Origin of the sequence: Serratia silvae (genome assembly GCF_023282985.1) — a bacterium.
GTDB lineage: Bacteria > Pseudomonadota > Gammaproteobacteria > Enterobacterales > Enterobacteriaceae > Chania > Chania silvae.
In genome coordinates this window covers 1-23,915 of the sequence record NZ_JAGQDC010000031.1, presented here as the reverse complement: position 1 = coordinate 23,915, position 23,915 = coordinate 1, and the positions used below count along the sequence as shown (strand labels likewise).

24 protein-coding genes, 3 tRNA genes and 2 pseudogenes are annotated in these 23,915 nt (G+C 52.6%); 15 read left to right on the top strand and 14 right to left on the bottom strand.

Annotated elements, in window-relative coordinates; genetic code table 11:
- Position 1: 1 nt before the first annotated feature.
- A tRNA-Val gene (locus KAJ71_RS22495) sits at positions 2–77 on the bottom strand.
- A 56-nt stretch (positions 78–133) separates the two neighbouring features.
- Here KAJ71_RS22495 and KAJ71_RS23490 point away from each other — a divergent pair.
- From KAJ71_RS23490 to KAJ71_RS22480, 4 genes are all read left to right on the top strand, one after another.
- The gene (locus tag KAJ71_RS23490) at positions 134–268 is read left to right on the top strand and encodes a hypothetical protein (RefSeq protein ID WP_283106857.1); all 135 of its coding nucleotides are present in this window, start codon (positions 134–136) and stop codon (positions 266–268) included.
- A 92-nt stretch (positions 269–360) separates the two neighbouring features.
- Complete coding sequence (gene gltX, locus KAJ71_RS22490) at positions 361–1,776, top strand: glutamate--tRNA ligase (protein ID WP_024527144.1); 1,416 nt, start codon at positions 361–363, stop codon at positions 1,774–1,776.
- Positions 1,777–1,996: 220 nt separating this feature from the next.
- Positions 1,997–2,072, top strand: a tRNA-Ala gene (locus tag KAJ71_RS22485).
- A gap of 62 nt (positions 2,073–2,134) precedes the next feature.
- Positions 2,135–2,210 (top strand) — tRNA-Ala (locus KAJ71_RS22480).
- A gap of 180 nt (positions 2,211–2,390) precedes the next feature.
- On the opposite strand, the gene KAJ71_RS22475 is transcribed toward KAJ71_RS22480, so the two are convergent.
- The gene (locus KAJ71_RS22475) at positions 2,391–3,578 is read right to left on the bottom strand and encodes a NupC/NupG family nucleoside CNT transporter (protein WP_024485216.1); all 1,188 of its coding nucleotides are present in this window, start codon (positions 3,576–3,578) and stop codon (positions 2,391–2,393) included.
- Between the two features lie 379 nt (positions 3,579–3,957).
- Between KAJ71_RS22475 and KAJ71_RS22470 the strand changes: the two genes are divergently transcribed.
- Positions 3,958–5,196, top strand: coding sequence for an Nramp family divalent metal transporter (locus tag KAJ71_RS22470; RefSeq protein ID WP_248947687.1), 1,239 nt, complete (start codon positions 3,958–3,960; stop codon positions 5,194–5,196).
- A gap of 126 nt (positions 5,197–5,322) precedes the next feature.
- Here the strand turns inward: KAJ71_RS22470 and KAJ71_RS22465 are convergent, their stop codons facing one another.
- The 3 genes from KAJ71_RS22465 to KAJ71_RS22455 form a co-directional block, all read right to left on the bottom strand.
- The gene (locus KAJ71_RS22465; protein WP_248947686.1) at positions 5,323–5,709 is read right to left on the bottom strand and encodes a DUF2502 domain-containing protein; all 387 of its coding nucleotides are present in this window, start codon (positions 5,707–5,709) and stop codon (positions 5,323–5,325) included.
- Between the two features lie 255 nt (positions 5,710–5,964).
- Positions 5,965–6,954, bottom strand: coding sequence for an L-glyceraldehyde 3-phosphate reductase (mgrA, locus tag KAJ71_RS22460; protein ID WP_248947685.1), 990 nt, complete (start codon positions 6,952–6,954; stop codon positions 5,965–5,967).
- Positions 6,955–7,088: 134 nt separating this feature from the next.
- Positions 7,089–7,979 (bottom strand): LysR family transcriptional regulator, encoded by an 891-nt coding sequence (locus KAJ71_RS22455; protein ID WP_248947684.1) that lies wholly within the window; start codon positions 7,977–7,979, stop codon positions 7,089–7,091.
- 99 nt (positions 7,980–8,078) lie between these two features.
- Here KAJ71_RS22455 and KAJ71_RS22450 point away from each other — a divergent pair, with 99 nt between their 5' ends.
- Both KAJ71_RS22450 and KAJ71_RS22445 read left to right on the top strand, forming a co-directional pair.
- Positions 8,079–8,537, top strand: a complete 459-nt coding sequence (locus KAJ71_RS22450) for a multidrug/biocide efflux PACE transporter (protein ID WP_248947683.1) — start codon at positions 8,079–8,081, stop codon at positions 8,535–8,537.
- A 69-nt stretch (positions 8,538–8,606) separates the two neighbouring features.
- Positions 8,607–9,299, top strand: coding sequence for an aspartate/glutamate racemase family protein (locus KAJ71_RS22445; RefSeq protein ID WP_248947682.1), 693 nt, complete (start codon positions 8,607–8,609; stop codon positions 9,297–9,299).
- Here the strand turns inward: KAJ71_RS22445 and KAJ71_RS22440 are convergent.
- Positions 9,296–9,618: pseudogene (locus tag KAJ71_RS22440) on the bottom strand (ion channel protein); the annotation flags it as partial. The gene KAJ71_RS22445 and the pseudogene KAJ71_RS22440 sit on opposite strands and share 4 nt — an antisense overlap.
- A gap of 269 nt (positions 9,619–9,887) precedes the next feature.
- Here KAJ71_RS22440 and glk point away from each other — a divergent pair.
- Entirely contained in the window at positions 9,888–10,880 is a 993-nt protein-coding gene (glk, locus tag KAJ71_RS22435; RefSeq protein WP_248947681.1) for a glucokinase, read from the top strand.
- Between the two features lie 45 nt (positions 10,881–10,925).
- Here glk and KAJ71_RS22430 read toward each other — a convergent pair whose 3' ends face one another.
- Positions 10,926–12,152: an L-lactate MFS transporter gene (locus KAJ71_RS22430; protein ID WP_248947680.1), complete on the bottom strand. Its 1,227-nt coding sequence runs from the start codon at positions 12,150–12,152 to the stop codon at positions 10,926–10,928.
- A gap of 382 nt (positions 12,153–12,534) precedes the next feature.
- Here KAJ71_RS22430 and KAJ71_RS22425 point away from each other — a divergent pair.
- A pseudogene (locus tag KAJ71_RS22425) lies at positions 12,535–12,741 on the top strand (DUF2502 domain-containing protein); the annotation flags it as partial.
- 9 nt (positions 12,742–12,750) lie between these two features.
- On the opposite strand, the gene KAJ71_RS22420 reads toward KAJ71_RS22425, so the two are convergent.
- From KAJ71_RS22420 to KAJ71_RS22410, 3 genes are all read right to left on the bottom strand, one after another.
- The gene (locus tag KAJ71_RS22420; RefSeq protein WP_248947679.1) at positions 12,751–13,485 is read right to left on the bottom strand and encodes a LytR/AlgR family response regulator transcription factor; all 735 of its coding nucleotides are present in this window, start codon (positions 13,483–13,485) and stop codon (positions 12,751–12,753) included.
- Positions 13,482–15,173: a sensor histidine kinase gene (locus tag KAJ71_RS22415; protein WP_283106859.1), complete on the bottom strand. Its 1,692-nt coding sequence runs from the start codon at positions 15,171–15,173 to the stop codon at positions 13,482–13,484. Before KAJ71_RS22415 ends, KAJ71_RS22420 begins: the two co-directional genes overlap by 4 nt.
- A 109-nt stretch (positions 15,174–15,282) precedes the next feature.
- On the bottom strand, positions 15,283–16,527 hold the full coding sequence (locus tag KAJ71_RS22410) for a DUF1479 domain-containing protein (RefSeq protein WP_248947677.1): 1,245 nt from the start codon (positions 16,525–16,527) through the stop codon (positions 15,283–15,285).
- Positions 16,528–16,697: 170 nt separating this feature from the next.
- On the opposite strand from KAJ71_RS22410, the gene KAJ71_RS22405 reads away from it, so the two are divergent.
- From KAJ71_RS22405 to KAJ71_RS22395, 3 genes are all read left to right on the top strand, one after another.
- Complete coding sequence (locus KAJ71_RS22405; protein ID WP_248947676.1) at positions 16,698–17,240, top strand: GNAT family N-acetyltransferase; 543 nt, start codon at positions 16,698–16,700, stop codon at positions 17,238–17,240.
- 118 nt (positions 17,241–17,358) lie between these two features.
- Positions 17,359–18,591: an alanine transaminase gene (gene alaC / locus KAJ71_RS22400; RefSeq protein ID WP_248947675.1), complete on the top strand. Its 1,233-nt coding sequence runs from the start codon at positions 17,359–17,361 to the stop codon at positions 18,589–18,591.
- A gap of 262 nt (positions 18,592–18,853) precedes the next feature.
- Positions 18,854–19,378, top strand: coding sequence for a cytochrome b (locus KAJ71_RS22395; protein ID WP_248947674.1), 525 nt, complete (start codon positions 18,854–18,856; stop codon positions 19,376–19,378).
- Positions 19,379–19,446: 68 nt separating this feature from the next.
- Here KAJ71_RS22395 and ypdK read toward each other — a convergent pair whose 3' ends face one another.
- Positions 19,447–19,521: a membrane protein YpdK gene (ypdK, locus tag KAJ71_RS22390; RefSeq protein ID WP_099782600.1), complete on the bottom strand. Its 75-nt coding sequence runs from the start codon at positions 19,519–19,521 to the stop codon at positions 19,447–19,449.
- A 467-nt stretch (positions 19,522–19,988) separates the two neighbouring features.
- Entirely contained in the window at positions 19,989–20,435 is a 447-nt protein-coding gene (locus KAJ71_RS22385) for a type II toxin-antitoxin system HicB family antitoxin (RefSeq protein WP_248947688.1), read from the bottom strand.
- A gap of 243 nt (positions 20,436–20,678) precedes the next feature.
- Between KAJ71_RS22385 and KAJ71_RS22380 the strand changes: the two genes are divergently transcribed.
- The gene (locus KAJ71_RS22380; RefSeq protein WP_248947673.1) at positions 20,679–20,888 is read left to right on the top strand and encodes a glycogen synthesis protein; all 210 of its coding nucleotides are present in this window, start codon (positions 20,679–20,681) and stop codon (positions 20,886–20,888) included.
- Positions 20,889–20,964: 76 nt separating this feature from the next.
- Here the strand turns inward: KAJ71_RS22380 and KAJ71_RS22375 are convergent, their stop codons facing one another.
- Entirely contained in the window at positions 20,965–21,885 is a 921-nt protein-coding gene (locus KAJ71_RS22375) for an endonuclease/exonuclease/phosphatase family protein (RefSeq protein ID WP_248947672.1), read from the bottom strand.
- Between the two features lie 378 nt (positions 21,886–22,263).
- On the opposite strand from KAJ71_RS22375, the gene KAJ71_RS22370 reads away from it, so the two are divergent.
- Entirely contained in the window at positions 22,264–22,947 is a 684-nt protein-coding gene (locus KAJ71_RS22370) for a LysR substrate-binding domain-containing protein (protein ID WP_248947671.1), read from the top strand.
- Positions 22,911–23,069: a type 2 periplasmic-binding domain-containing protein gene (locus KAJ71_RS22365; RefSeq protein WP_248947670.1), complete on the top strand. Its 159-nt coding sequence runs from the start codon at positions 22,911–22,913 to the stop codon at positions 23,067–23,069. Before KAJ71_RS22370 ends, KAJ71_RS22365 begins: the two co-directional genes overlap by 37 nt.
- A gap of 17 nt (positions 23,070–23,086) precedes the next feature.
- On the opposite strand, the gene KAJ71_RS22360 is transcribed toward KAJ71_RS22365, so the two are convergent.
- Positions 23,087–23,626, bottom strand: a complete 540-nt coding sequence (locus tag KAJ71_RS22360; RefSeq protein WP_248947669.1) for a DUF2058 domain-containing protein — start codon at positions 23,624–23,626, stop codon at positions 23,087–23,089.
- Positions 23,627–23,915 lie beyond the last annotated feature (289 nt).

Sequence of the window (23,915 nt, the reverse complement as noted above, 5' to 3'; positions counted from 1 at the left end):
ATGGTGGGTGATGACGGGCTCGAACCGCCGACCCCCTCCGTGTAAAGGAGATGCTCTACCAACTGAGCTAATCACCCCGTCTTGTTGGAGTCGCATTATAGGGATAGTTGAAAGTGAGTCAATGGTTTTTAAAATGATTTCAATCGTTCGCCGCAAATTTAGACAGGATGCGATATTTATCGCCGACCAGGACGATTCTTTGCACTGTATCGTGCGTAGCGGGCCGCAAAGCGTAGCGGCCGATAGCGTGTCGGCGTTGAGGAATTAGCATGGAGTGGTAGAATGTCGTCCACTATTTTACATTCCGAGCAATCGTCGGCACTCCGCTGACACGCGTTGCGTAATAAGGCAGTGAACCCAATGAAAATCAAAACCCGTTTCGCCCCAAGCCCGACCGGCTATCTTCATGTCGGCGGTGCTCGTACTGCGCTCTATTCCTGGTTGTTCAGCCGCCATTTCGGCGGTGAGTTTGTATTGCGTATCGAAGATACCGATCTCGAACGTTCAACCCAGGAAGCTATCGACGCAATTATGGATGGCATGAACTGGTTAAACCTGGATTGGGATGAGGGTCCGTACTTCCAGACCAAGCGTTTCGATCGCTACAACGCGGTGATTGATGAAATGCTGCAACAGGGAACGGCCTATAAGTGCTATTGCTCGAAAGAACGCCTGGAAGCGCTGCGCGAAAAGCAAATGGAAAACGGTGAGAAGCCACGCTATGACGGTCATTGCCGTGATAGCCAGTGCAGCCACACTGATGACGAGCCACACGTAGTGCGTTTCCGTAACCCGCAGGAAGGCTCGGTCATCTTCGACGATAAAATCCGTGGCCCGATCGAATTCAGCAACCAGGAGCTGGACGATCTGATCATTCGCCGTACCGACGGTGCGCCAACCTATAACTTCTGCGTCGTGATCGATGACTGGGACATGGAAATCACCCACGTGATCCGTGGTGAAGACCATATCAACAACACGCCGCGCCAGATCAACATCCTGAAAGCGCTGGGCGCACCGGTGCCGGAATATGCCCATGTATCGATGATCCTGGGTGATGATGGTAAAAAGCTGTCTAAACGCCACGGCGCCGTTGGTGTGATGCAATACCGTGATGACGGCTATCTGCCGCAGGCGTTGTTGAACTATCTGGTGCGCCTGGGTTGGTCCCATGGCGATCAGGAAATCTTTTCTATTGATGAGATGAAAGAGTTCTTCACCCTGGATGCGATCAACAAATCTGCCAGCGCCTTCAACACCGAAAAGCTGCAGTGGTTGAACCATCACTACATTAACCATATGCCAGCGGAAGAAGTGGCGGTCTATCTGGCATGGCATGTTGAGCAGCAGGGGATCGAAACCCGCAATGGCCCAGAGCTGAAAGATCTGGTCAAACTGCTGGGCGAGCGTTGCAAAACGCTCAAGGAGATGGCGGAGTCTTGTCATTACTTCTACCAGGACTTCAGCGAGTTTGATGCCGATGCGGCGAAGAAACACCTGCGCCCGGTCGCACGCCAGCCGTTAGAGGCCGTACGCGCCAAATTGGCCGCTATTACCAACTGGACGCCAGAGAACGTGCACGACGCCATTCAGGGCACCGCAGATGAACTGGGCGTGGGTATGGGCAAAGTAGGGATGCCATTGCGCGTCGCGGTCACTGGCGCTGGCCAGTCACCGGGCATGGACGTTACCGTACATGCTATCGGCCAGGCTCGTTCCCTCAAGCGTATTGATCAGGCGTTGGCTTATATTGCCGAGCGTGAAGCGCAAGCCTGACCGTTAGTTGTCAGCTAAACCGACAAAGCCCTGCGAAGCGATTCGCGGGGCTTTTTTCTTGCTGGTTTGTTTTGTGCCCAAAGCGATGGTTTTTTAGCATTAAACGCGCTGATTTGGCGGCTTTTTCAGCGCTTGGTCGAGGAATTCAATTTAGCCGTTGACAGGATTTCTGGGGTTTCATATCATGCGCCCCGTTCACAGGATTTCGTGATTGTGGATTGGGGCTATAGCTCAGCTGGGAGAGCGCTTGCATGGCATGCAAGAGGTCGACGGTTCGATCCCGTCTAGCTCCACCAACCTTTTATCTCAGGAAGGTTGGGGAATACCGTAACGCACGGTTAACGCGTACCACTTTTGTGGGGCTATAGCTCAGCTGGGAGAGCGCTTGCATGGCATGCAAGAGGTCGACGGTTCGATCCCGTCTAGCTCCACCACCATTTGAAAAGCCGACCCTTGGGTCGGCTTTTTGCTTTTGTGCTGTAAGAACGCCGCCGCATGTTGTGTCTATTCCTCCCCTTCAGTTCGAGCAGTATTGTCATTGGGCCATCAAATAAAAAACGCCCGATAAACTTCATCGGGCGTCTTAAGACTAGAACTTGTCGATTCTAAAGCTGTTAGCCCAGAACCAGGCCTGTAATGGCTGCTGACAGCAGGCTAACCAGGGTCGAGCCGTAAACCAGCTTCAGACCGAAGCGTGAAACCACGTTGCCCTGATGCTCGTTCAACCCTTTAATCGCACCGGCTACGATACCGATAGAAGAGAAGTTGGCGAAGGACACCAGGAACACGGACAGGATACCCATACTGCGCGGGGACAGCTCAGCACCGATTTTCTGCAGTTCCATCATGGCGACGAATTCGTTGGAAACCAGCTTGGTTGCCATGATGCTGCCAACCTGCAACGCTTCATGCTTAGGTACGCCAAGGATCCAGGCAAATGGATAGAAGAAGTAGCCTAGGATTTCCTGGAAGCTCAGGCCAAAGATGGCGCTGAACAGGCCGTTAAGCGCGGCAATCAGAGCGATAAAGCCAATCAGCATCGCGGCAACGATAATCGCCACTTTGAAGCCTGCCAGAATGTATTCACCCAGCATTTCAAAGAAGCTTTGGCCTTCGTGCAGATTGCCGAGGTGCAGCTCTTCTTCTTTACTGGTGTCATAAGGGTTGACCAATGACAGGACGATAAAGGTGCTGAACATGTTCAATACCAGCGCCGCCACCACATATTTGGCATCCAGCATGGTCATGTACGCACCAACGATGGACATGGAAACTGTCGACATCGCGGTAGCGGCCATGGTGTACATGCGTTTTTCTGACATCTTGCCCAGCACATCTTTGTAGGCAATAAAGTTCTCAGACTGGCCCAGGATCAACGAACTGACGGCATTGAAGGATTCCAGTTTGCCCATCCCGTTCACTTTAGACAGCACGGTCCCGATGATGCGGATGATAAACGGCAGCACTTTGATGTATTGCAGAATACCGATCAGGGCAGAGATGAACACGATTGGGCACAGTACCTTCAGGAAGAAGAAGGCCAGGCCTTTATCACCCATCCCGCCGAACACAAAATCAGTCCCTTGCCCCGCAAACCCGAGCAACTTGTCGAACATTGCTGCAAAGCCTTTTACAAAGCCTAAACCTGCTTCCGAGTTCAGGAAGAAATAGGCCAGTAGCACTTCAATAACTAACAACTGAATAACATAGCGGATGCGGATGTTTTTACGATCGCGGCACACTAACAGAGCCAGGATCGCAACCACCACTAACGCTAACGCAAAGTGCGCAATATGGGACATGTTTGCTCCAAATTTGAGGCAGGCTGAATTTCGGTTGTCATTTTATGTAACGCCAAGTTTAAAAACGAGACATTCATTGCAAATATGGAAAATCATAGTGGAGATAGTCTTAATCTATGACGGCAAAGCACCAAAGATCAAGATGTTAATAAATATGCGTATTCATGGCATTTTTGTGCTAGTTTTATTATCAAGCGTGATCCGCTCTGAACCTTGTGATCTAGAGTAGATGGAAACGCCAAGATTTCATGCGATCTGTTCGATAAAACCTTCGTTTTTGGCTATCGCAGAGATAACAATTATCGCTGCAAATGCACTTGATAATCATTATCACTTGGGTAAAGATGAAGGTGAGCTAAAATTAGTAAGGGTTTTCGTTATGCTGAACAGTCGCGCGGTTAACAATACTTCCTCCAGCCGCCCGTCCAGAAAGATCAAACTTTCTCTGATGGGGCCAGCCTTTATCGCCGCCATCGGCTATATCGACCCCGGTAATTTTGCCACTAATATTCAAGCTGGCGCTTCTTTTGGCTACACGCTGCTGTGGGTGGTGGTATGGGCCAACGTCATGGCGATGCTGATCCAACTGCTGTCTGCCAAACTCGGCATCGCTACCGGTAAAAATCTTGCCGAACATATCCGCGATCGCTTCCCGCGCCCGGCAGTGTGGGCCTATTGGGTGCAGGCGGAGATTATCGCCATGGCCACCGATTTGGCGGAGTTTATTGGTGCCGCGATCGGTTTTAAAATGCTGTTGGGTGTGACGCTGCTAGAAGGCGCAATCCTCACCGGCATTGCCACTTTCCTGATCCTGATGTTGCAAAAGCGTGGGCAAAAGCCACTGGAATTGGTGATTGGCGGCCTGCTGCTGTTTGTGGCAATGGCCTATATAGTAGAACTGGTTTTTTCCCAGCCGCAGATTAGTGGGTTACTTAAAGGGATGGCGATCCCGGATTTGCCGAACGGTGACGCGGTGTTTCTTGCCGCAGGGGTGTTAGGGGCAACCATCATGCCGCATGTGATTTATTTGCACTCTTCGCTGACGCAGACTGCCGGTAAAGACTCTAAAGCCGAACGTTATTCTGCCACCAAGTTGGACGTGGCGATTGCCATGACCATCGCCGGTTTTGTTAACCTGGCGATGATGGCCACCGCCGCCGCCGCATTCCATTTCAACGGCCACAGCGGCATTACCGATCTCGACCAAGCCTATCTGACGTTGCAGCCGCTACTCGGCAATGCGGCTGCCACCATCTTTGGCCTGAGCTTGGTCGCAGCAGGTCTCTCTTCTACCGTGGTAGGCACCCTGGCGGGGCAGGTGGTGATGCAGGGTTTTGTCCGCTTCTATATCCCTATCTGGGTACGGCGGGTGGTCACCATGCTGCCATCGTTTATTGTCATCATGATGGGGATGGATGCGACGCGTATTCTGGTTTTGAGCCAGGTGCTGCTGAGCTTTGGTATCGCCCTGGCGTTGGTGCCGCTGCTGGCGTTTACCGGCAACCGTGAACTGATGGGGGATATGGTCAACGGCCGCCTGATCCAGAATCTTGGCAAACTGATAGTGTTGGTGGTGGTTGGGCTCAACGGTTATCTGCTGTTTAGCAATTTGCTTTAGGATAGCTCCTCTCACCCTAACCCTCACTCATGGTGAGGGGATGAAACGTGCTACAGACTGACTTCTGCACCTGTTTACGATGCCGATCAGCTCCCTCTCCCTGTTGGAGAGGGTTGGAGTGAGGGGTCAATCATCATGGTCGTGATGGTGTTTTTTGTGATGATGCTTGTTCTTATAATGGTGCTTTTTATACTGTTTGTAATAGTATTTATCCGCCTTGCGGTAGCGGCCATCGTGGTAGTAGTAGTTTTTGTGCCAGTAGTCGCGGTCACGCCAGCGATAACCATCCCAATAGTAGCCTCGGCGGCTGCGCTCCCCTAAATCACGCCCCTGATGGCCATACCACCAGTCGCGATCGCGCCAGTCGTAACCGTCCCAGTAATTGCCGCGTTTGTCCTGGTCACCAATCTGCAATGAGACCCCAGGCAGCAAATCAATATTGACGCTGCTGGCATGGGCTATGGGCATGAACAGCGCCACCAGAATGGCAGCGGTAAACAGAGGTTTAAACATTTAGGCTCCTTGGCCGGGGACCGATAATGAAGCACGTTCATCGGTATAGGTTTTGGCCATGCAAACGGTTGTTATTCCTCGCTCTTTAACGCTATGCGTCAAATCCATGAGGTATTTATCCGAGGGATGTTAGCGCCGTGAGGGGACTGCGCCTTTGGGGAAATTCTGAAAGCCATGGGGCATTCAAGGGATTGGGAGTTATCTGAGGCGGAAGGTGAAAAAAACGCCGATAACGCATCGGCGATTTGTAAGCGATTACATCAGGATTTGCTCGATCTTGGCGATCTCTTCTGCGCTGAACTTACGGTTGGCCAACATGCCGACCGCATCTTCAATCTGGCTAACTTTGCTAGCGCCGATTAAAACGGAAGTGACGCGATCGTTACGCAATACCCAGGCCAGCGCCATCTGCGAAAGCTTTTGACCACGCAGCTCAGCTAGTGCGTTCAGCAGACGAACCTTTTGCAGTTTCGCTTCGGTAATCTGCTCGGGAGCCAGCGAGCGGCTGCCGCTGGCAGCGCGGGAATCGGGAGGAATGCCTTGTAGATAGCGGTCGGTCAACATGCCTCCGGCCAGCGGAGAGAAAGCGATAGAACCCACGCCATGCGCTTCCAGCGTATCCAGCAACTCGGGTTCCACCCAGCGTTCAAACATCGAGTACTTCGGCTGGTGGATCACGCAAGGGGTGCCAAGTTGCTGCAGGATGGCAAATGCGTGCCGCGCTCGCTCAGCCGGATAATTCGATAACCCGACATACAGCGCTTTCCCTTGGCGGACTATCAAATCCAGCGCCGTCATGGTTTCTTCCAGCGGCGTATCTGGGTCAGGGCGGTGATGGTAGAAGATATCCACATAGTCGAGCCGCATGCGTTGCAGGCTTTGATTAAGGCTGGCGACCAGGTATTTCTTCGATCCCCAGTCACCGTAGGGGCCAGGCCACATGGTGTAGCCTGCCTTGGAAGAGATAATCAGCTCATCGCGATATGGCAGGAGATCCTGATGCAGAATACGGCCGAAATTCTCCTCGGCAGAACCCGGCGGTGGCCCGTAGTTATTGGCCAGATCGAAGTGGGTAATGCCAAGATCGAAGGCACGATGCACCAGACTGCGCGCATTGTCATGCAGCGTGCTATCGCCAAAGTTGTGCCACATACCGAGTGAAACGGCCGGAAGTTGCAGCCCGCTGCGGCCACAGCGGCGATATTCCATATTCTGGTAACGGTTTGGCTCAGCTTGATAAACCATAGGATCCTCATCGACGGCGGGAAATGATATTCAGTGTATGCGCTTCCACTTGGGTTGTCAGAGTGCCAGATCACGCTAATTGGTCTGCCAAACATGAATATTCCCGAACTGCTCGTTAGCGTGTCGCGGGCCATTCAATCGCGTAATGCGGCGGCTTGATCGGCGGCATTTTCCAGCAGGCGATCCAATAGCCACAGCCCCGCTGGCCCCGGCGGGGTAAGCTTGGACCATACGGCGTCGACCGAGATGGTTTGTGGCCAGCCACGCATTTTCAGTTCTGTCAGTCGTTGCCGCCCGTACTGTTTGACCAGCCAGTGCGGCAGTATCGCCCAGCCCGCCCCCTGTTCCGCCATCTCTAACAGCATCAGATAGCTGGGTGCCGACCAGGCCCGTCCGCGCGGTTTTGGCACGGTGTTGCCGGTATAAGTGTTGAGGTAAAGTTGGCGGCTGCTGGCAAGGTGTGCCTGTGTCAGGGCAGGAATAAGGGTCAGCGGATGATCATGAGCGACAAACAGCCCCATTTCGGTCTGTTCAGGCAGCCTGGCGACGGCGATCTCGGGCGGGTAGGTGGGTTGTACCGCCAGCATCCCCAGGTGGGCGCGGCCAGTCTGTAGCAGATCCAGCACATCTTCCCCTTCGGCGATCATACATTCCAGCTCAATATCCTGATAACGCCGCTCGAAATGCTTCAGCAGGTTGTCGTGATGGTTGGGCTGATAGGTATCTGAAAACACGATGGTCAGCCGTGGTTCGATATTGTCCCCCAAACGGATGCTCAGCGCATCGAGTCGTTCGCTGGCCGCAAGAATTTCCTGCACGTGGCCCAGCACCTTGCGGCCAGACTCCGTCAATACCGGTTGGCGCGCCTGCCGATCGAACAGCGTCAGCCCAAGATCCGCCTCCAGGTTGGCAATGGCGGTGCTGATGGTGGACTGGCTTTTGCGCAGCCTGCGTGCGGCGGCAGAAAAGGAGCCTAACGCGGCGGCCTCAACAAAGGCCAGTAGGGCTTCTGGGGAATAGCGCATGAGGTATCTACTTTATCGATGGAACCTATTTTTAATCTACGCAAAAAACCGATGATAATCACCTGACTTTTTCAATAATGATCACAAAGCAGGTGAAGTATGCAGTTGCAAAACAAGTCGTTGGTTGAACGTATCGTTCACGCCGTGGGGTTCGAAGCTATCGCCGTGATGATCTGTGCCCCTTTGGGTTCATGGCTGCTTAACCGTTCGATGGCGCAGGTAGGGGCGCTGGCGATCATGTTATCTACCGTCGCCATGCTGTGGAACATTGTCTATAACTCGATCTTTGATCGGCTGTGGCCAGTGAGCCGAGTGGTCAGAACGCTGAAAGTGCGTATTGGCCACGCCTTTGGCTTTGAAGCCGGGTTTGTGCTGATTGGTTTGCCGATAGCCGCCTTTATGCTCAATATTTCGTTGTGGCAGGCCTTTGTGTTGGAGATCGGTTTCTTCCTGTTCTTCCTGCCCTATACCATGGCGTATAACTGGCTCTACGATACCCTGCGCCAGCGTTGGTTCGAGCCGCGCCAGGCCCAGCTTAGCAGCTCGCGCAGCAAATAATTGCTTCGTCAGTCAGGTCGTTCTCGGGTAATGTCTGGTTGATAGTGAATCAAAGCCAAGGAGAACCGAATGAAAGTGTTGGGATTATTGGGTGGCATGAGTTGGGAATCCACCATCCCCTATTACCGAATGATCAACGAGCAGGTGAAACAGCGGCTTGGTGGCTTGCATTCGGCCAAAATCGTGCTCTACAGCGTGGATTTTCATGAGGTGGAACGATTGCAGCACCAGGGGGATTGGGAAGGCGCAGGCCGTTTGCTGGCGAAGGCCGCAGCCTCGTTACGTGCTGCCGGTGCTGAGGCCATTGTGATTTGTACCAACACCATGCATAAGGTGGCGGATGTGGTGGCGCAGGCCAGTGGCCTACCGCTGATCCATATTGCCGATGCCACGGCATTGCAGGTGCGGCAGCAAAATATTCGCCGCGTTGGCTTGCTCGGCACGCGCTTTACCATGGAGCAGGATTTTTACCGTGGGCGTTTGCAGGATAAATTTGCTATTGAAGTGGTCACGCCGGATGCGGCCGATCGCGATATCGTACACCGCATCATTTATGAAGAGCTGTGCCTGGGTAAGATCGTTGATGCCTCACGCGATGAGTATCGCCGGATTATTGCCAAGTTGGAACAGCAGGGCGCCGAGGGGATTATCTTTGGCTGCACCGAGATCGGCCTATTGGTAAGCGCACAAGATGCCGCGGTGCCGGTGTTCGACACCACGGCCATTCATGCGCACGCTGCGGCCGAGTACGCGTTGGCCTAATCTTCATGTGGAGGCGGTTTTTTTACCACCAGCATCAAAGGCTTGCCCGCCAGCACTAACCAAGCGGGCTGCATCACAATACACAGTATTAGCTCTGGCACCACCGCCACGGCCATAAACAGGCTCAGCCAGCCGTCGCGGGTCACCACCAGCACCAGCCCATAATGGCGCAGGAAACGGTGATTGCTGCCGGAACAGCCGGGACATGCTGATGCAACATCCAACCCTTTGAATAGGGTGATCGGGTTTTCCGGCCCCAACTGACGCCACCTGCCAGGCAGACCATCAAGGCTAACGCTAACCCCGGCACGGCGGTCAGCGGCAAAGGCATACCTATCAGCGACTCAGTAGCCGGATCTGGCCCGGCACGAAGCGTACGATCAGCCCAACGGCGATGCCGGTCAGCGTAAGAATTTTGCGCCAATCTGTAACCGCCGGTATAAATCGGTGAAATGTGGCCTGGCTGAAACGATTTTTGTGATCTGGATCGCTATTGAGCAGCGGGCCGCAGAATGCAGATTGTTGTTTGGGCGGCGTGATTTTACAGTGTACCCAATTTCGCATTATTCATTTTATGGAGAAACACCGATGACCTATGCCCTCGTAGGTGATGTTGGCGGCACCAATGCCCGCCTGGCGCTGTGCACTGTCGAGTCGGGTGAGATCACCCAGGCTAAAACCTATTCTGGTCTGGAGTTTGCCAGCCTGGAAGCGGTGATCCGCCAATACCTGGCCGAACTGCAGTTGGAGGTTCAGGATGCCTGTATCGCCATCGCCTGCCCGGTAACGGAGGATTGGGTCGCCATGACTAATCACACCTGGGCCTTCTCCATCAAGGCAATGAAAGAGAGCCTGGGTTTAAAGCACCTGGAAGTGATTAACGATTTTACTGCGGTTTCGATGGCTATTCCGATGCTGTCCGAAGATGACGTGTTGCAGTTTGGCGGTGGTAAAGCGCAAAAGGATAAACCGATTGCCGTTTACGGTGCGGGCACTGGCCTGGGGGTGGCGCATCTGGTACATGTTAACCGCCGTTGGGTAAGCCTGCCGGGTGAGGGCGGCCACGTAGACTTTGCGCCGAACAGCGAAGAGGAGGGCATCATCCTGGAGGTGCTGCGTGGTGAGGTTGGGCATGTATCTGCGGAGCGCGTGTTGTCAGGCCCAGGGCTGGTAAATCTGTATCACGCCATCGTCAAGGCGGACAAACGCCTGCCTGAGAAGCTGGAGCCCAAAGATATCACCGAGCGTGCATTGGCGGATAGCTGTACCGATTGCCGCCGTGCCTTGTCCCTGTTCTGCGTGATCATGGGGCGGTTTGGCGGCAACCTGGCGTTGAATCTGGGGACGTTTGGCGGGGTGTATATTGCCGGGGGCATCGTGCCGCGCTTTATGGAGTTCTTCAAGGCTTCCGGGTTCCGCGTTGCCTTTGAAGACAAGGGGCGCTTTAAAGACTACGTGCGTGAAGTTCCGGTCTTTATGATCACCCATTCTCAACCTGGGCTGCTGGGGGCTGGCGCTCATCTACGGCAGACGCTGGGGATATCCCTCACCCCAACCCTCTCCCAAAGGGCTGTCTCTTGATCAGGAGATCTGATCAAGAGACAGGTGGTAGAGGGGGAGGGGCCATTAGCCGTTGGCTTTAGCTAATACTGGCTCTGCGTGAGACTCTTCTTCCTGCTCAACCGCTTTCGGCGCCTTGATAAACAGGGTGATCAGCAGTGAAATCACCGATAGTGCACCCATCACCATGAAAGTCGCGTGGAAGCCGCCGAAGTGGTTGGCAACAAACGACCCGGCCAGCGCGCCCAGACCAAAGCCCTGATAAATGATGCCGTAGTTTTTGCTGTGGTTTTTCAGGCCGAAGAAGTCACCGACAATCGCCGGGAAGACGGTAATGTTGCCGCCGAAACAGAAAGCGACCGCACCGACGCAGATAAAGAACAGTGTATGGCTCAGCGTCACGAAGCTCAGTGCGGCAATTGCCAGAATGGTGACCAGCATGGTGAAGCTGATGACGCGCATACGGCCCACTTTATCCGACAGGGTGCCCAGAATGATGCGGCCTGCGGTATTGAAGATTGCCACGGCGGAAACGGTGTTGGCGGCGGTGGCCAAATCCATCCCAGCCAGCTGTACGCCCATGTCTTTAACAATACCGATCAGATACAAACCGCTCATACAGGCCGCGAAGAAAATCACGAACAACATATAGGCTTCTTTGCTTGCCAGCATCTGGCGCACGGTATAATCGTTGCCCAGCGTGCCGTGGTTAGCCTGTTGGTTAACCTGCACCGGTTCTTTGAGCAGCATGGAACCCAGCACAATCAGCGCCATCACGATTACGCCCCAGTAGAAGAAGGCGGCAGAGACACCGGCACCGCTAATCAGGGCGGCGTTAACGTATTTGAACAACAGGCTGCCGCTACCGAATGCCCCGACGGAGATGCCGGAAATCAGCCCCTTGTTGTCCGGGAACCATTTGATCAGGTTGGACAGCGTAGAGATATAAGCAATACCCACTGCAAAACCGACCACCACGCCCGCTAATAGATAAATCATATCCAGCGATTGCACGTGGGCGCTGGCAATCAACCCCAGGCCGACCAGCACGCCGGAGACCAGCGTCAGGTTACGAATACCGAAACGTTCTTGCAGTTTACCGGCGAACAAGGTGGCGAAGGCCAGGAAGAAGCTGGTGATCGAGAAGGTGGTAGCGACATCGCCAAGACCCCAGTGGAACTTGTCCACCAGCGGCTGGTTGAACAGGCTCCAGGTATAGATAGTGCCAAGGCCCATCTGGCAGATGATGGTGCCGAGAACGATTAAGCTGCGATTTGCCGGTTTGCTGTTCATGGCCGGTCTCCTTCCTGTATTGGCGTTGCCTATTGGCAAAATTAGCAAGGCACCAGAGCCCTGCGGTATGGGCCTATTATAAAGGGGGCGATGGTTGCCAATGGCGGATCGGGAATGAACTGCCGTTACCGAGGAATGAAATGCCATTATCGTTGCATGAGTTGCCGAATAAGGGCTAAAAAGCCGCTGGAATGCGGCCTGACGGGCGTGATCTACATCAAAGATATGTCAGAATTATGGCCAAACCGCCGTGGCAACTGTGTGGTCATTGTGAAGGATATGCCTGCAAGGCGTAATTGGTTTTTCGTCCTGTAGAGAGCGTACCGGTGCGGAACTACTGTGATCGGTAAATGGGCCCGTTCCATTCTCTGGGAGAGACCTGATGAAAAAAGTGCTGTTGTTATTGGCCGAGTTATTGCCGCTATCACTGCCTGCGGTGAGCCATGCGGATATTTCTGTCGGCATCAACGTGCCCGGTATGTCGGTGCACATTGGCGATCGTGATGACCGTGGCCATTACTGGGATGGCTACCGCTGGCGTGAACCGCGCTGGTGGTACCAACATCGCCAACGCGCATATTATGGCCCACGCTGGTAATTACAGACGCATCAACTGGCGAAACGCTTTGACCTTGCTGCGGCTGACCGGGACTTCAAAATCCAGATCGCTCAGCCGCAGAATATAGGTGTTGTTGAACCAGGGAACGATTTCCCGGATCTTGGCCAGATTGACGCAATACGAACGGTGGCAGCGGAAGAAAAACTCCTCCGGCAGACGTTGGTAAAACTCGGTGATATTCATCGGCATCACAAACTCTTCGCGCCGGGTATACACCCGCGTGACCTTCTCATCGGCGGCGGCGTAGTAGATGTCGTTGATATCCGTGACGATGATACGCTCGTCTTTGATCAGGTTAATGCTGTGGCTGGTGCGATTCGCTGGTGCGCTAGGCTCCGGCGTCTGCGTCGGTCGGTTATGCAATGCCTCCAGCTTTTGCAGCATGGTGATGATGCGTGCTTCATGATACGGTTTGAGGATGTAGTCGAACGCCTCGATCTCAAATGCCTCTACCGCATGTTCTTTATAGGCGGTGATAAACACGATTGACGGCCGATGGGCAAACTTGCTGATGTTCTGCGCCAACAATACGCCGTCTAACGACGGAATATTGATATCGAGGAAAATGGCGTCTACCTGATGGTTTTGCAGGTATTTCAGCACGTCCAAACCATCTTCGAAGGTGGCTTCGATGGTGATGTTACTGTGTTTATTAATCAGATAAGTCAGCTCTTGCTGGGCGAGAAACTCATCTTCCACAATGATGGCTTTCATAACGGCTCCCCGGCTGGTTGTGGGCTGTTTTCGCTATGCAGCTTATTGCCGTTTTTGGTGACGTAAAAGGCGATTTCCGTTCCCGGCTCCAATCGCTGGATGCGCAACCCTTCGCCGTACAGCAGTGAAACCCGGTGATGTACGTTGAGCAGGCCGATATTGTGGCCCGGCATTTCATTGCGCGCTACGCGTTCGATCACCTTCGGATCGATGCCGTTGCCAGTATCTTTCACCGAAATCCTGACACGATCGCCCCGATCTTTCACCGCGATCACCACTACGCCTTTGCCCTTGCAGGGCTGAATACCATGCACGATGGCATTTTCCACCAGCGGCTGGATCAGCAGGCTGGGGATGCGTACCGAGATATCGTCGTCGATGTCATAAATTACCGTCAGCTTACTGCCGAAGCGTGCCTGCTCGATGGCGATATAGTCCTGGATCTGGTGCAGTTCCTTACGGATATCGATCAGTTCGTCGTTCAGTTCCAGGTTATAGCGCAGGTAACGCGACAGGTTGATGATCAACTGACGGGCGGTATCCTGATTCAGCCGGATCGAAGACGAGATGGCGTTCAGCGCGTTAAACAGGAAATGTGGGTTGATTTTGCTTTGAAGCGCGCGCATTTCGGCCTTGTCCGCCATTTGGCGCAGATGCTCGATGCGTGAGACTTCCATTTGGGTGGAGATAATCTGCGACAGGCCCACCGCCATCACCTTCAGCGTATTGGTGATCTGATGGGCATGACAGTAGTAAATCTTCAACGCCCCGGTCACCTCGCCCTTTTCCCACAGCGGGATCACCAACTGGGAATGGATCTGCGGTGCGGTCTGGTTCTCGAGGTTGTTTTTGATGATGATTTTGCCCTGCTGGATGCTTTCCAGCGTGACGCTGCTCAGCCCTGCGCGCCCGAGTGGGTAATGCTCTGCTCCCACGCCAACGTAGGCAAGTACATGTTGGGTATCGGTGATGGCGACCGCATCGGCATTGATATCGTGGCGGATAATTTCGCAAATGGTAGTCAGCGATTCGCTATTGATATTACGGAAATAGGGCAGCGTTTTGCGGGCGATATCCAGCGCCAGCTTGGCCTGCCGCGCCGCAATCACCTCTTTTTCGTCCTCGACGCTTTGCACTAGCAGCACGATCAGGCCGATACACACCGTGCCGAGGATCATCGGCAGGGCAATTTTAGACACGATGTCCAGCCCGAGTTCGGTGGGTTTGGCCCAGGCAACGATTAGCAGCATGGTGAGCGTTTCGCACAGCATGCCCCCCAAGATCCCGGCACGCCAGCGCTGGCCTTTCTTCACCTTCAGGTTGATATAACCGGCGCCGATCCCGGCAATAATGCTGGTGATCAGGCAGGGAACTGAGGTGATACCGTCGATATCGATCAGATAGCGGTGCAATCCGGCGATAATGCCGGTAATGATGCCGACCCAGGGGCCAAACAGGATCCCCCCGGCCATGATAGCGATCACGCGCACGTTAACCAGAGAGCCTTCGACATTGATGCCGGAATAGGTACTGAACAGGGCGAACAGAGAGAAGATGGCCGTGACTGCGGCCAGTTCCAGCGGAGTATGATCTTCCTTTTGCAACAGCTGGCGAAACAGCCGGGTGCGGGTGAGGAAAAACAGGCAGATCAACATCAGGGCGGCACGATCAAATACCGCTAACAACATTTCAAAAACAGGGTGCACAACGGGCGGCTCACTGCGACAAACGGGAGAACACAGTATATCACAGCGTGGCAATGACCGAGGTGGCCGGAGCACACCGCGGTCATCAGGTCTATTTGATACCCAGCTGTTCCTTGCCGAGTGGCGTCAGTAGCTCAACGGTGGCGCGGCCAATGAAATCCACTTCGAAATCATCCGCCGCAAAATCCGCCGGGCTTTTGCCTGACAGGAAGCTTGGCAACTGGCGTTGCAGATAGGCATCGTTCTTTTCGCAACCCGGCGCGGCGGCAATGTACATCACGTTGCTGTCGAACTCGCCGTTATGCTCGTTTTCTACCGAATGGATCACGTCACAGTGCCAGAATACCGTATCTCCCGGTTCCAGATCGGGAATAGGGGATAACCCACTTAATAAAAGGGGATGCCATTGTTCCGAGATAGATAGCGCCCGGCCCGGTGCGGCTCCGCACAGATCGTCATCCGTCACATCGTCTTGCAGGGCACGCAGCAGGATATAGGCCATGGCGTTGGCGATCGGTACCACGTTCAGCGTACCGGCATGGGTACGTTGCGGTGTCAGCGCTGTCCAGCCCTGGAAGGTACGGAACATGGAACAAACTGCCGGTGAGGCGATCTCGCGCACTTCGGTGCGGCCATCTGCGGCAAAGGGATCGTATTGCTGCCAGTTGCCGGAGAACACGTGACGATAGACATAGCGGAAATTCTCATCCAGCCAGCGCTCGATGGTGCCGCTATCCACATGCGGGGAAAGGCCCAGCGAAGAGGAGTTTGGTGGGCGGCGGCGGGTACGGTCGGCATAGGTAGCAACACGCGTTGGGTCAAAGTGCTGTTTACCGTTGCTTTCGGTTGCCCACAGGCTGTTGAGGAACACCTGCACCGCATGCATGCGCTGATCTTGACGAGCCTCGACCTGAGGCTTCGACCAGTAAATGCCGTAGATCTGTGGCTTACTGGCAGCCAGTTTGCCAAAGTAGTTATCTTCGGCGGCATTTTTTAGCCGCTCGACGAAGTTATTGCGCTCAAGATAATTGCCGATCTCCTGATTCCAGGACTCGGCCTTGCTGCGCGGGAATACGCCCCGAATAGCGCACACGCCACGCTGTTTAATCATGGCAACTTGTTGTTCGGTAACGCGTTGTTGCAGAATATCTTCGGCGTCCACCTGCGGCACTGGGTCCTGGCCGTTGGCCAGTTCCTGACGGATTTGATCCACCTGCTGGCGAATATTGTCTTCCAGTTCCAGGAAGACTTCGCGATAGCTGGGTAGAGCCTGGCGTAACTGCTCCTTGACGCTTTTTATTGCGGCAGGAATATCATCGATGAGTAATGAAGCCATGGTGTTCTCCTTGGCCCGCCGGTGGGCGAGGATGGTGGGTGGTAGGGTAGCGTTATAAAGTTGCTATTTTGTTGTAACCTCGTTAATGATTATCTGGGTTTAATAGGGGAAAATAAAGGGATATCTTTCATTCGTAACTTCCTCATTTTCGATTTTCGGAGATTTACCTGATGAAATTGGAAACACCCCGCTTGCTGCTGACATCACTAACGGCAGATGACTGGCCGTTATTCCTACGTCTGTTCCAGGATCCCCAGGTGATCCGTTACATTGCCGATCCGCTGCCAGAACACGAGATCCGCGAACGTTTCGAAGCACGCTTACCCGCATGGGATAAGCATTGTGATCGCTGGCTGTGTCTGGTGATGAGAGAAAAAAGCAGCGGTCAAGCGGTGGGAATGACCGGGTTTCGCCCTGAATGGTCCCCTTGTCGGCAGGCCGAAGTGGGCTTTGGCAGCCTGCCGGAAGGGCAAGGGAAAGGTTATGGGAAAGAGTCGCTGCCTGTGATCTTGGACTTTGCTTTCAATGCCTGCGGGTTTCACAAATTATATGCCACGGTGACAGAGGGGAATTTAGCCTCACGGGGTCTGTTGGAGAGCTGCGGTTTTCAACTGGAAGGGACGCTGCGTGACAATTTCCGCCTGGCGGGCCGATGGTGTAATGACTGGCGGTTAGGGCTGTTGGCGAGGGAATTTGCGGCTGCCAACCGGTAAAAAATTGTTATGCGGGGGACTCGACAGCCTGACAAGGCTGAGTTATGTTCGATGTTCGGCCATTCTGTGGCCAGCGTCGCTCGGATGGTCCGGGCGCTAACGTCTCTTCGAGGTAACTATGTCTGACAACAACCCGCGCCGTTTCACGCGCATCGAACGCCTGCCCCCTTATGTGTTTAATATCACCTCCGAACTGAAGATGGCCGCGCGCCGTCGCGGGGAAGATATTATCGATTTCAGCATGGGTAACCCGGACGGCCCGACGCCGCCGCATATCGTAGAGAAACTCTGTACCGTAGCCCAACGTGACGATACGCATGGCTACTCAACCTCACGTGGTATTCCGCGCCTACGCCGTGCTATTTCGCATTGGTATCAGGAACGCTATCAGGTTGATATCGATCCTGAGAGCGAAGCCATTGTGACCATCGGCTCGAAAGAGGGCCTGGCACATCTGATGTTGGCGACGCTCGATCACGGGGATACGGTGCTGGTGCCCAACCCAAGTTACCCGATCCACATTTATGGTGCGGTGATCGCCGGTGCACAGGTACGTTCGGTGCCGCTGGTGGACGGCGTGGATTTCTTTGGTGAGCTGGAGCGCGCCATTCGTGAAACCATTCCACGGCCAAAAATGATGATCCTGGGCTTCCCGTCTAACCCGACGGCGCAGTGTGTAGAACTGGATTTCTTTGAGCGGGTAGTGGCGCTGGCGAAGCAGTACGATGTGCTGGTGATCCACGATCTGGCCTACGCCGATATCGTCTATGATGGCTGGAAAGCGCCTTCGATCATGCAGGTGCCGGGAGCCAAAGACATTGCGGTAGAATTCTTCACCTTGTCGAAAAGCTATAATATGGCCGGCTGGCGGATTGGTTTTATGGTGGGTAACCCTGAGCTGGTAAACGCGTTGGCGCGGATTAAAAGCTACCACGACTATGGTACCTTTACGCCGCTTCAGGTGGCCGCTATTGCCGCATTGGAAGGGGATAAGCAGTGTGTATTGGACATTGCCGAGCAGTATCGCCAGCGTCGTAACGTGCTGGTGAAAGGGCTGCACGAAGCCGGCTGGATGGTAGAGAACCCGAAAGCCTCGATGTATGTGTGGGCGAAAATTCCTGAGCCTTACGCGCACTTGGGGTCGCTGGAGTTCGCCAAGCGTTTGTTGGCGGAGGCTAAAGTGTGCGTATCGCCGGGGATCGGTTTTGGGGATTACGGCGATACCCATGTGCGTTTTGCATTGATTGAAAACCAGGATCGTATCCGCCAGGCGGTGCGTGGTATCAAGGCGATGTTCCGTGCCGATGGGTTAATCAAACCAGCTAAAACGGTAGCCCCTGCTACTAAATAATATCCCATCTTGAGGGGGGGCCTGAGACTTGGCTATCGCTGTTCCCCCTCACTTCCAAAGGGAGATAATCTCAGCAAACTCGATTGTCTCTCATCCAAGGTAAGTCACTACAATTTCAAACATGCTCGATCAGTCCCCTGTGGAAGAGGGTTAGGGTGAGGGGCGTGTTAATGGTCCACAACCCTGATTTTTCTTCTACTTAAGGTTTTCTTCAGTTGTTATCCGCTATGCTCAGCTACTACCGTAGTTTTTGGGAGTCTCTATGAGCGTTCGCTTTGCAAAATCACAAATCCTGCTGCACTGGCTGACGCTGGTGATGGTGATCCTGACTTACAGTGCCATACTGCTGAAGGATACGGTGCCGGATGACAGCGTGGCGTTGGTGAAGGATCTGCACTTTAACTTTGGGCTGTCGGTGTTTGTATTGATGTTTATCCGCCTTGGGTTACGCCACCGGCATCCTACGCCGCCGATCACTCCGGCCTTGCCGGAATTGCAGGCGCTAGGGGCGAAAATTCTTCATTTGGTGCTGTATCTGCTGTTTTTATCGTTGCCGATCTTGGGCTTCTTGACGTTGGCCTACGGTGGCAAACAGTGGATGCTGCTGGGCTGGCAGGTGCCGCAGTGGGTCACGCCCGATGCGGGCATACGCCGCACGCTGAAAATGGTGCACGAAACTTTGGCAAACACGGGGTATTTCATCATCGGCATTCATGCCTTGGCCGCGATTTATCATCACTATGTGCGGGGTGACGACACCATGCGCCGGATGATGCCCGGTAAATAGTCCGTGGTGCACAAACAACAAAGGGACGCTTCTGCGCCCCTTTGTCTATGTACCTGGCGAGGTTGCGGTTAGGCAACCATCAGCATGAAGGTGCCTACCCATGCAACCAGCATGAATGAAACGCCCATCAAAAAGTATTTCACGGAACAACTCCTTGTGGAGTCCTCGCAAACCAACGATCCCGATTGTTGTCTGAGTATTTTGTGGCAAATCAGCGACAGGTGGCGGGTTCTTCAATCAGAAGGAACAACGTCCTGAGCTACGATTTACCGGTCGTTGCGATTCAAGTTCCTTGAGGTTATCCAGGAATCACAACAGGATCGGCGCTAATGTACTCCCAAAATCCTACCCATTTCAATACTGTGTTTTTGATCACACTTCTTGCCGGTTTTTTACCCTACAAGGGGGATTTTTAAAGCGGTTAATGCATCAGGCCACGGCGCTGACGCTGGCAATCAGGATAGCCCAGAAGACCAGACAAGAAAGCAGGATAGCGGCCCAGACATGACGACGGTTGAGTTCCATTTTTAGCCTTCACTATTGCAATCGGTGGTTGTTTAATAACCCTATCGGCGCAAAACGGCAAAAATTTACTCTCTGGGCAAACTATTTATTCTGATAGCTGGCGGATCGCCACTACCGTGGTATGCACTTCGTAGCCCAGCAGAAACAGGGCTTGCTCAAGTGCCTCGACTTTCGAGGCATAAGCCACATCCAGCAACCGATCGATCTGTGCGCCGTTAAACCCCATCTGGCGGGCCAGCAGCACTTTTGAGGTGTTGCTGCTCAACATGTGGTTATGCAGTTCCAGCTTTAATTTCACTAGCACCGGCAAATGCAGGGCGATGTCACCGCTTTGCAATGCGGAGGCTGCAGGCACCGGGCGCCCTTCTTCCATTTCAATGGCGATAGCCGTCAGCAGGCTTTCCTGCGCCTCCAGTTCGACGTCCTCACGTTTGTAGCAGGCGGCCTGCTGCTCGGGGAAATCGCGTAGGGTAATTTGCCAGGCATCGCTTTCGCTATCGAAGGCGTAATGGGCGGGATAGTGGCAAGGCATCATATTTCCTGCTTGGGGGGAAGTGAGCCGCATTGTGACCGGTTGGCGACAACAATGCCAGAGATTGACGTCCTTGCCGCGCCAGGTATTTCTGCAGCCTCTGGCCGTTTTTTAATCGCACCGCACGTATGGTGTATATTTTTTGCTCATCAAGAGTATTCTTATATTTGCAGCGCATTTAATGATCGATTGCCATCCTGCTTGTGGCACGTCAACTTTACTGTAAACGTTGGGGAGGAGATCATGGAAACTTTGGAAAAGTGTTATGTCTATGCCAAGAACACCAGCAACATGGATTTTCTCGCTTCTACGGTAGCATTCCTGGAGTTTCAGGGGCGGGAAGTAGATGCTAACGGCGTGGCGGGTAATATGTCGCGTGAACAGAGCGACAGTTTCTTCGAACGGCTCAATCATTACCGTTCGATCTACAAAAAGCAGGCCCAGACGGCCTGAAAGAACTAAGTCCCCGGAACGGGGACAGCCCTGCTAAACAGGCGCAGCCCAGTTCCGGGTTTTTTAATGGGTTGGTTTAATTATTTTTTATAATCATCTCGACCGGATAATGATCGGAATACTGATCGGTGAAGTCATCCTTAAGCACTTTTACGTCAACCAGATCGTTTTTCATCGCTGGGGAGACATAAATATAATCATAGCGTAGTGGGGTTTTGGCCTGATCGTAGAAGATCTTGGTTGGCGCGGTGGTGACAAAGGTCGACGGGTATTTATGCTTCAGTACGTCAATATAACCGCGATCCAGAATATTTTGCTGAACGGTGTAGTCCATCTTGCCATTGACCAGATTGTGCAGGATCGGCCTGGCTTTCTCTTTTTCTGCCAGATCCTTGGCCATCACACTTTCGTTATAGCCACTCTTATCCAGCGGGGAGAAGGAGTTGAGATCGCCAGCAATAATCCACTTACCGTTCGGATCGTTACTGTACCTGATGGAGTCAAGGATCAGCTCCATCTCATCGATGCGCTTCGAGGTCCAGAACGGGTTCATATGGGTGACCACAAAGTGATAGTTACCCACATTGGCAAATAGCGCGCCGTGCCACAGGTTATCCACCTGTTTATGGACGTTGACGATTGGGTATTTGGAGGTGATGGCGGTTGGGAAGAATTCGTCGTTAGTTGGATCGTTAGACTCTTTGAGCAACACCGCATATTTGTGCCCATAGCCAGCGGCAAATTTTTCTAATGAGTCACGGGTAAAATGGTTCATTTCCTGCCAGGCGATAATATCGGCATCCTGCGTTTTCGCCCATTCAATAAACTTCTGTTTCCCTTCTGACTTATCGGACTTCATTCCCCAGTAAGCATTGTAGCTGATAATTTTCAGCTCTTTTTGATTATCGAGTTTATCCTGTGCAATGGATAGCGAAGAGTAACCCAACATGCTTAAACCCGCGCAGATCGAGAGAGTCATTAATTTTAACTTATTCATTAAAAATCCTTATAATGAGGTTTTATTTTCATTCCAATTTTACTATCTCTTTGAATAGACTATAATTTATGAGTCAACCTATTTTTAGCTTTTGATGCTGAATAGCCAATGTAATTATCATTCTGTGATATTCATCACCACTTATAATTTTATTTTTTTTGCTATTATTTAAACGGTTTGGCGCTATGTCAATGATTTAGCCCGAAGGCAATTATGCCATCAGAAGAACAGCGTTTTTTCAGAGCTATTCAAATAACCAAAATGTTCCCGCACTGCCAGGTGGCAGGCGGGGAGTTCTCTATGCGTTTACTTGTTCACGCATCAGGTCCGCCAGAGACTTTTTCAATTGTGACTGATTGAACCATTCACAGTAGAGCGGTGAGCCGCGCTGAAAACGCTAGCCTTCTTTCAGTGCGCCGCATCAACCACGTTAAAACCGAACTGGTTGATCAAATCGCTAACCCGTTTTTGGCATCGTCATTATCCCCAGCGATGGGCAGAGCGCGGCGCTGCTCATCTCCTTGTGGGCGGCCATCTTTATCCAGATTCGATGACGCGTATGGAGTTAAACGCCTTCACAACGTGAGATGCATAAAGGTGACGGGCGAGCATTTCGCTGGTGGTGGTGAGTTGTTGATCCAGTTCGACGAAATTACCGTCGCGTTCGGGATAATAGTTATTGGTATCGATTACGATTTTGCCGATGAAGGGTTTGAGGCAGTCATCCGTATTGGACCCTTGGCAGATTCGACACTGATTGGCCGTAAACTGAAACCTTACCAACTAATTGCCCGCGCATCCCCGGGGTATCTGGCTGAATATGGCACTCCAGCCCAACCCGAAGATCTGCTCGATCACGAATGTCTCGGATATACCTATTGGTCCCGCATCTCGGAGCAAGAGTGGATTTTCACCAAAGAGGGGAGGCAGCTCGCCGCCAAGGTAAACAGCCGTTTGCAGTCAAATAATGCTACGGCGCTGCAGTCTGCAGCGCTTAGCGGCGGTGGTATTATTTTGGGGCAGAAGTGGTACTCAGAACCTACGTCACCTCCGGCCTGTTGACGCAGATCCTGGCAGATTATCAGGCACCTTCGCGCGAAATGCATTTGCTGTATTCGCCGAACCGTTATCCGACGCAGAAACTGCGCTGTTTTATCGATGCGGTGATGGCGGAATACGGTTAAACATCAGACAATGTTGCTTACCACATCAGATCATCAGGCACGATAAAATCGGCATACGGATCTTCTTCATCTTTAGCCTCTTTACTCAGCTCGGCATTTAATACAATACTGCTCGCATCACGTTGCGCAATTTTATCTGCCACGCTAGCGGGTATAATCGCGTATTCGCCATCAGGGTTCTTATCGGTAATCAGACGAGCAATGGCAAGACGTCCACTAATCAATTGAGATTGGGTCGTTTTATCCACATATATTTTTTTAATTAAATTATTATCTGTGAAGTTATAGCCAATATCGCCGTTTGAGATAACGATCCGGTTCATTTCAATGAGCTGTTTTACCTGCGCTTTATATTCTTTAGCTAACGCGGCTTGCTTTTGCTGCTCATTTAACTGCTTATCACGTTCAACCTGTGCCTTTTTGTTTTCTTCCACGGCCTCTCTTGCCTCACGAGCCTGAACTCGCGATTTTTTAGCCGTTCTTTCCACTTTCGCCAGTTTTTTACTGTTGACTAGTCCAGCTTTAAGCAGCTGTTCTTGTAATGTTAGCTTTGCCATGTTCGTTTCCGAAACCGATTAAATAATGCCTTAGATTATACCCTTAACGTACGAGGTTGTGCTAGGTAGTGGGATTTGAATATGTAATATACTGATAAAAATGAGTTTTATACTCTCTATGACCGCAAGTGATGCCCCTCACCCTAACCCAAAAGGAGAGGAAAACTGAGCGTGCTACAAATCAGCTCAGCACCTGACCGTGACTCTGGACTTGTAATGATGTGATGGACGCCCCTTCCTAAGGTAGACAGTGCCATACTTATACTGACTGCATTAATCCGGGAGTAAC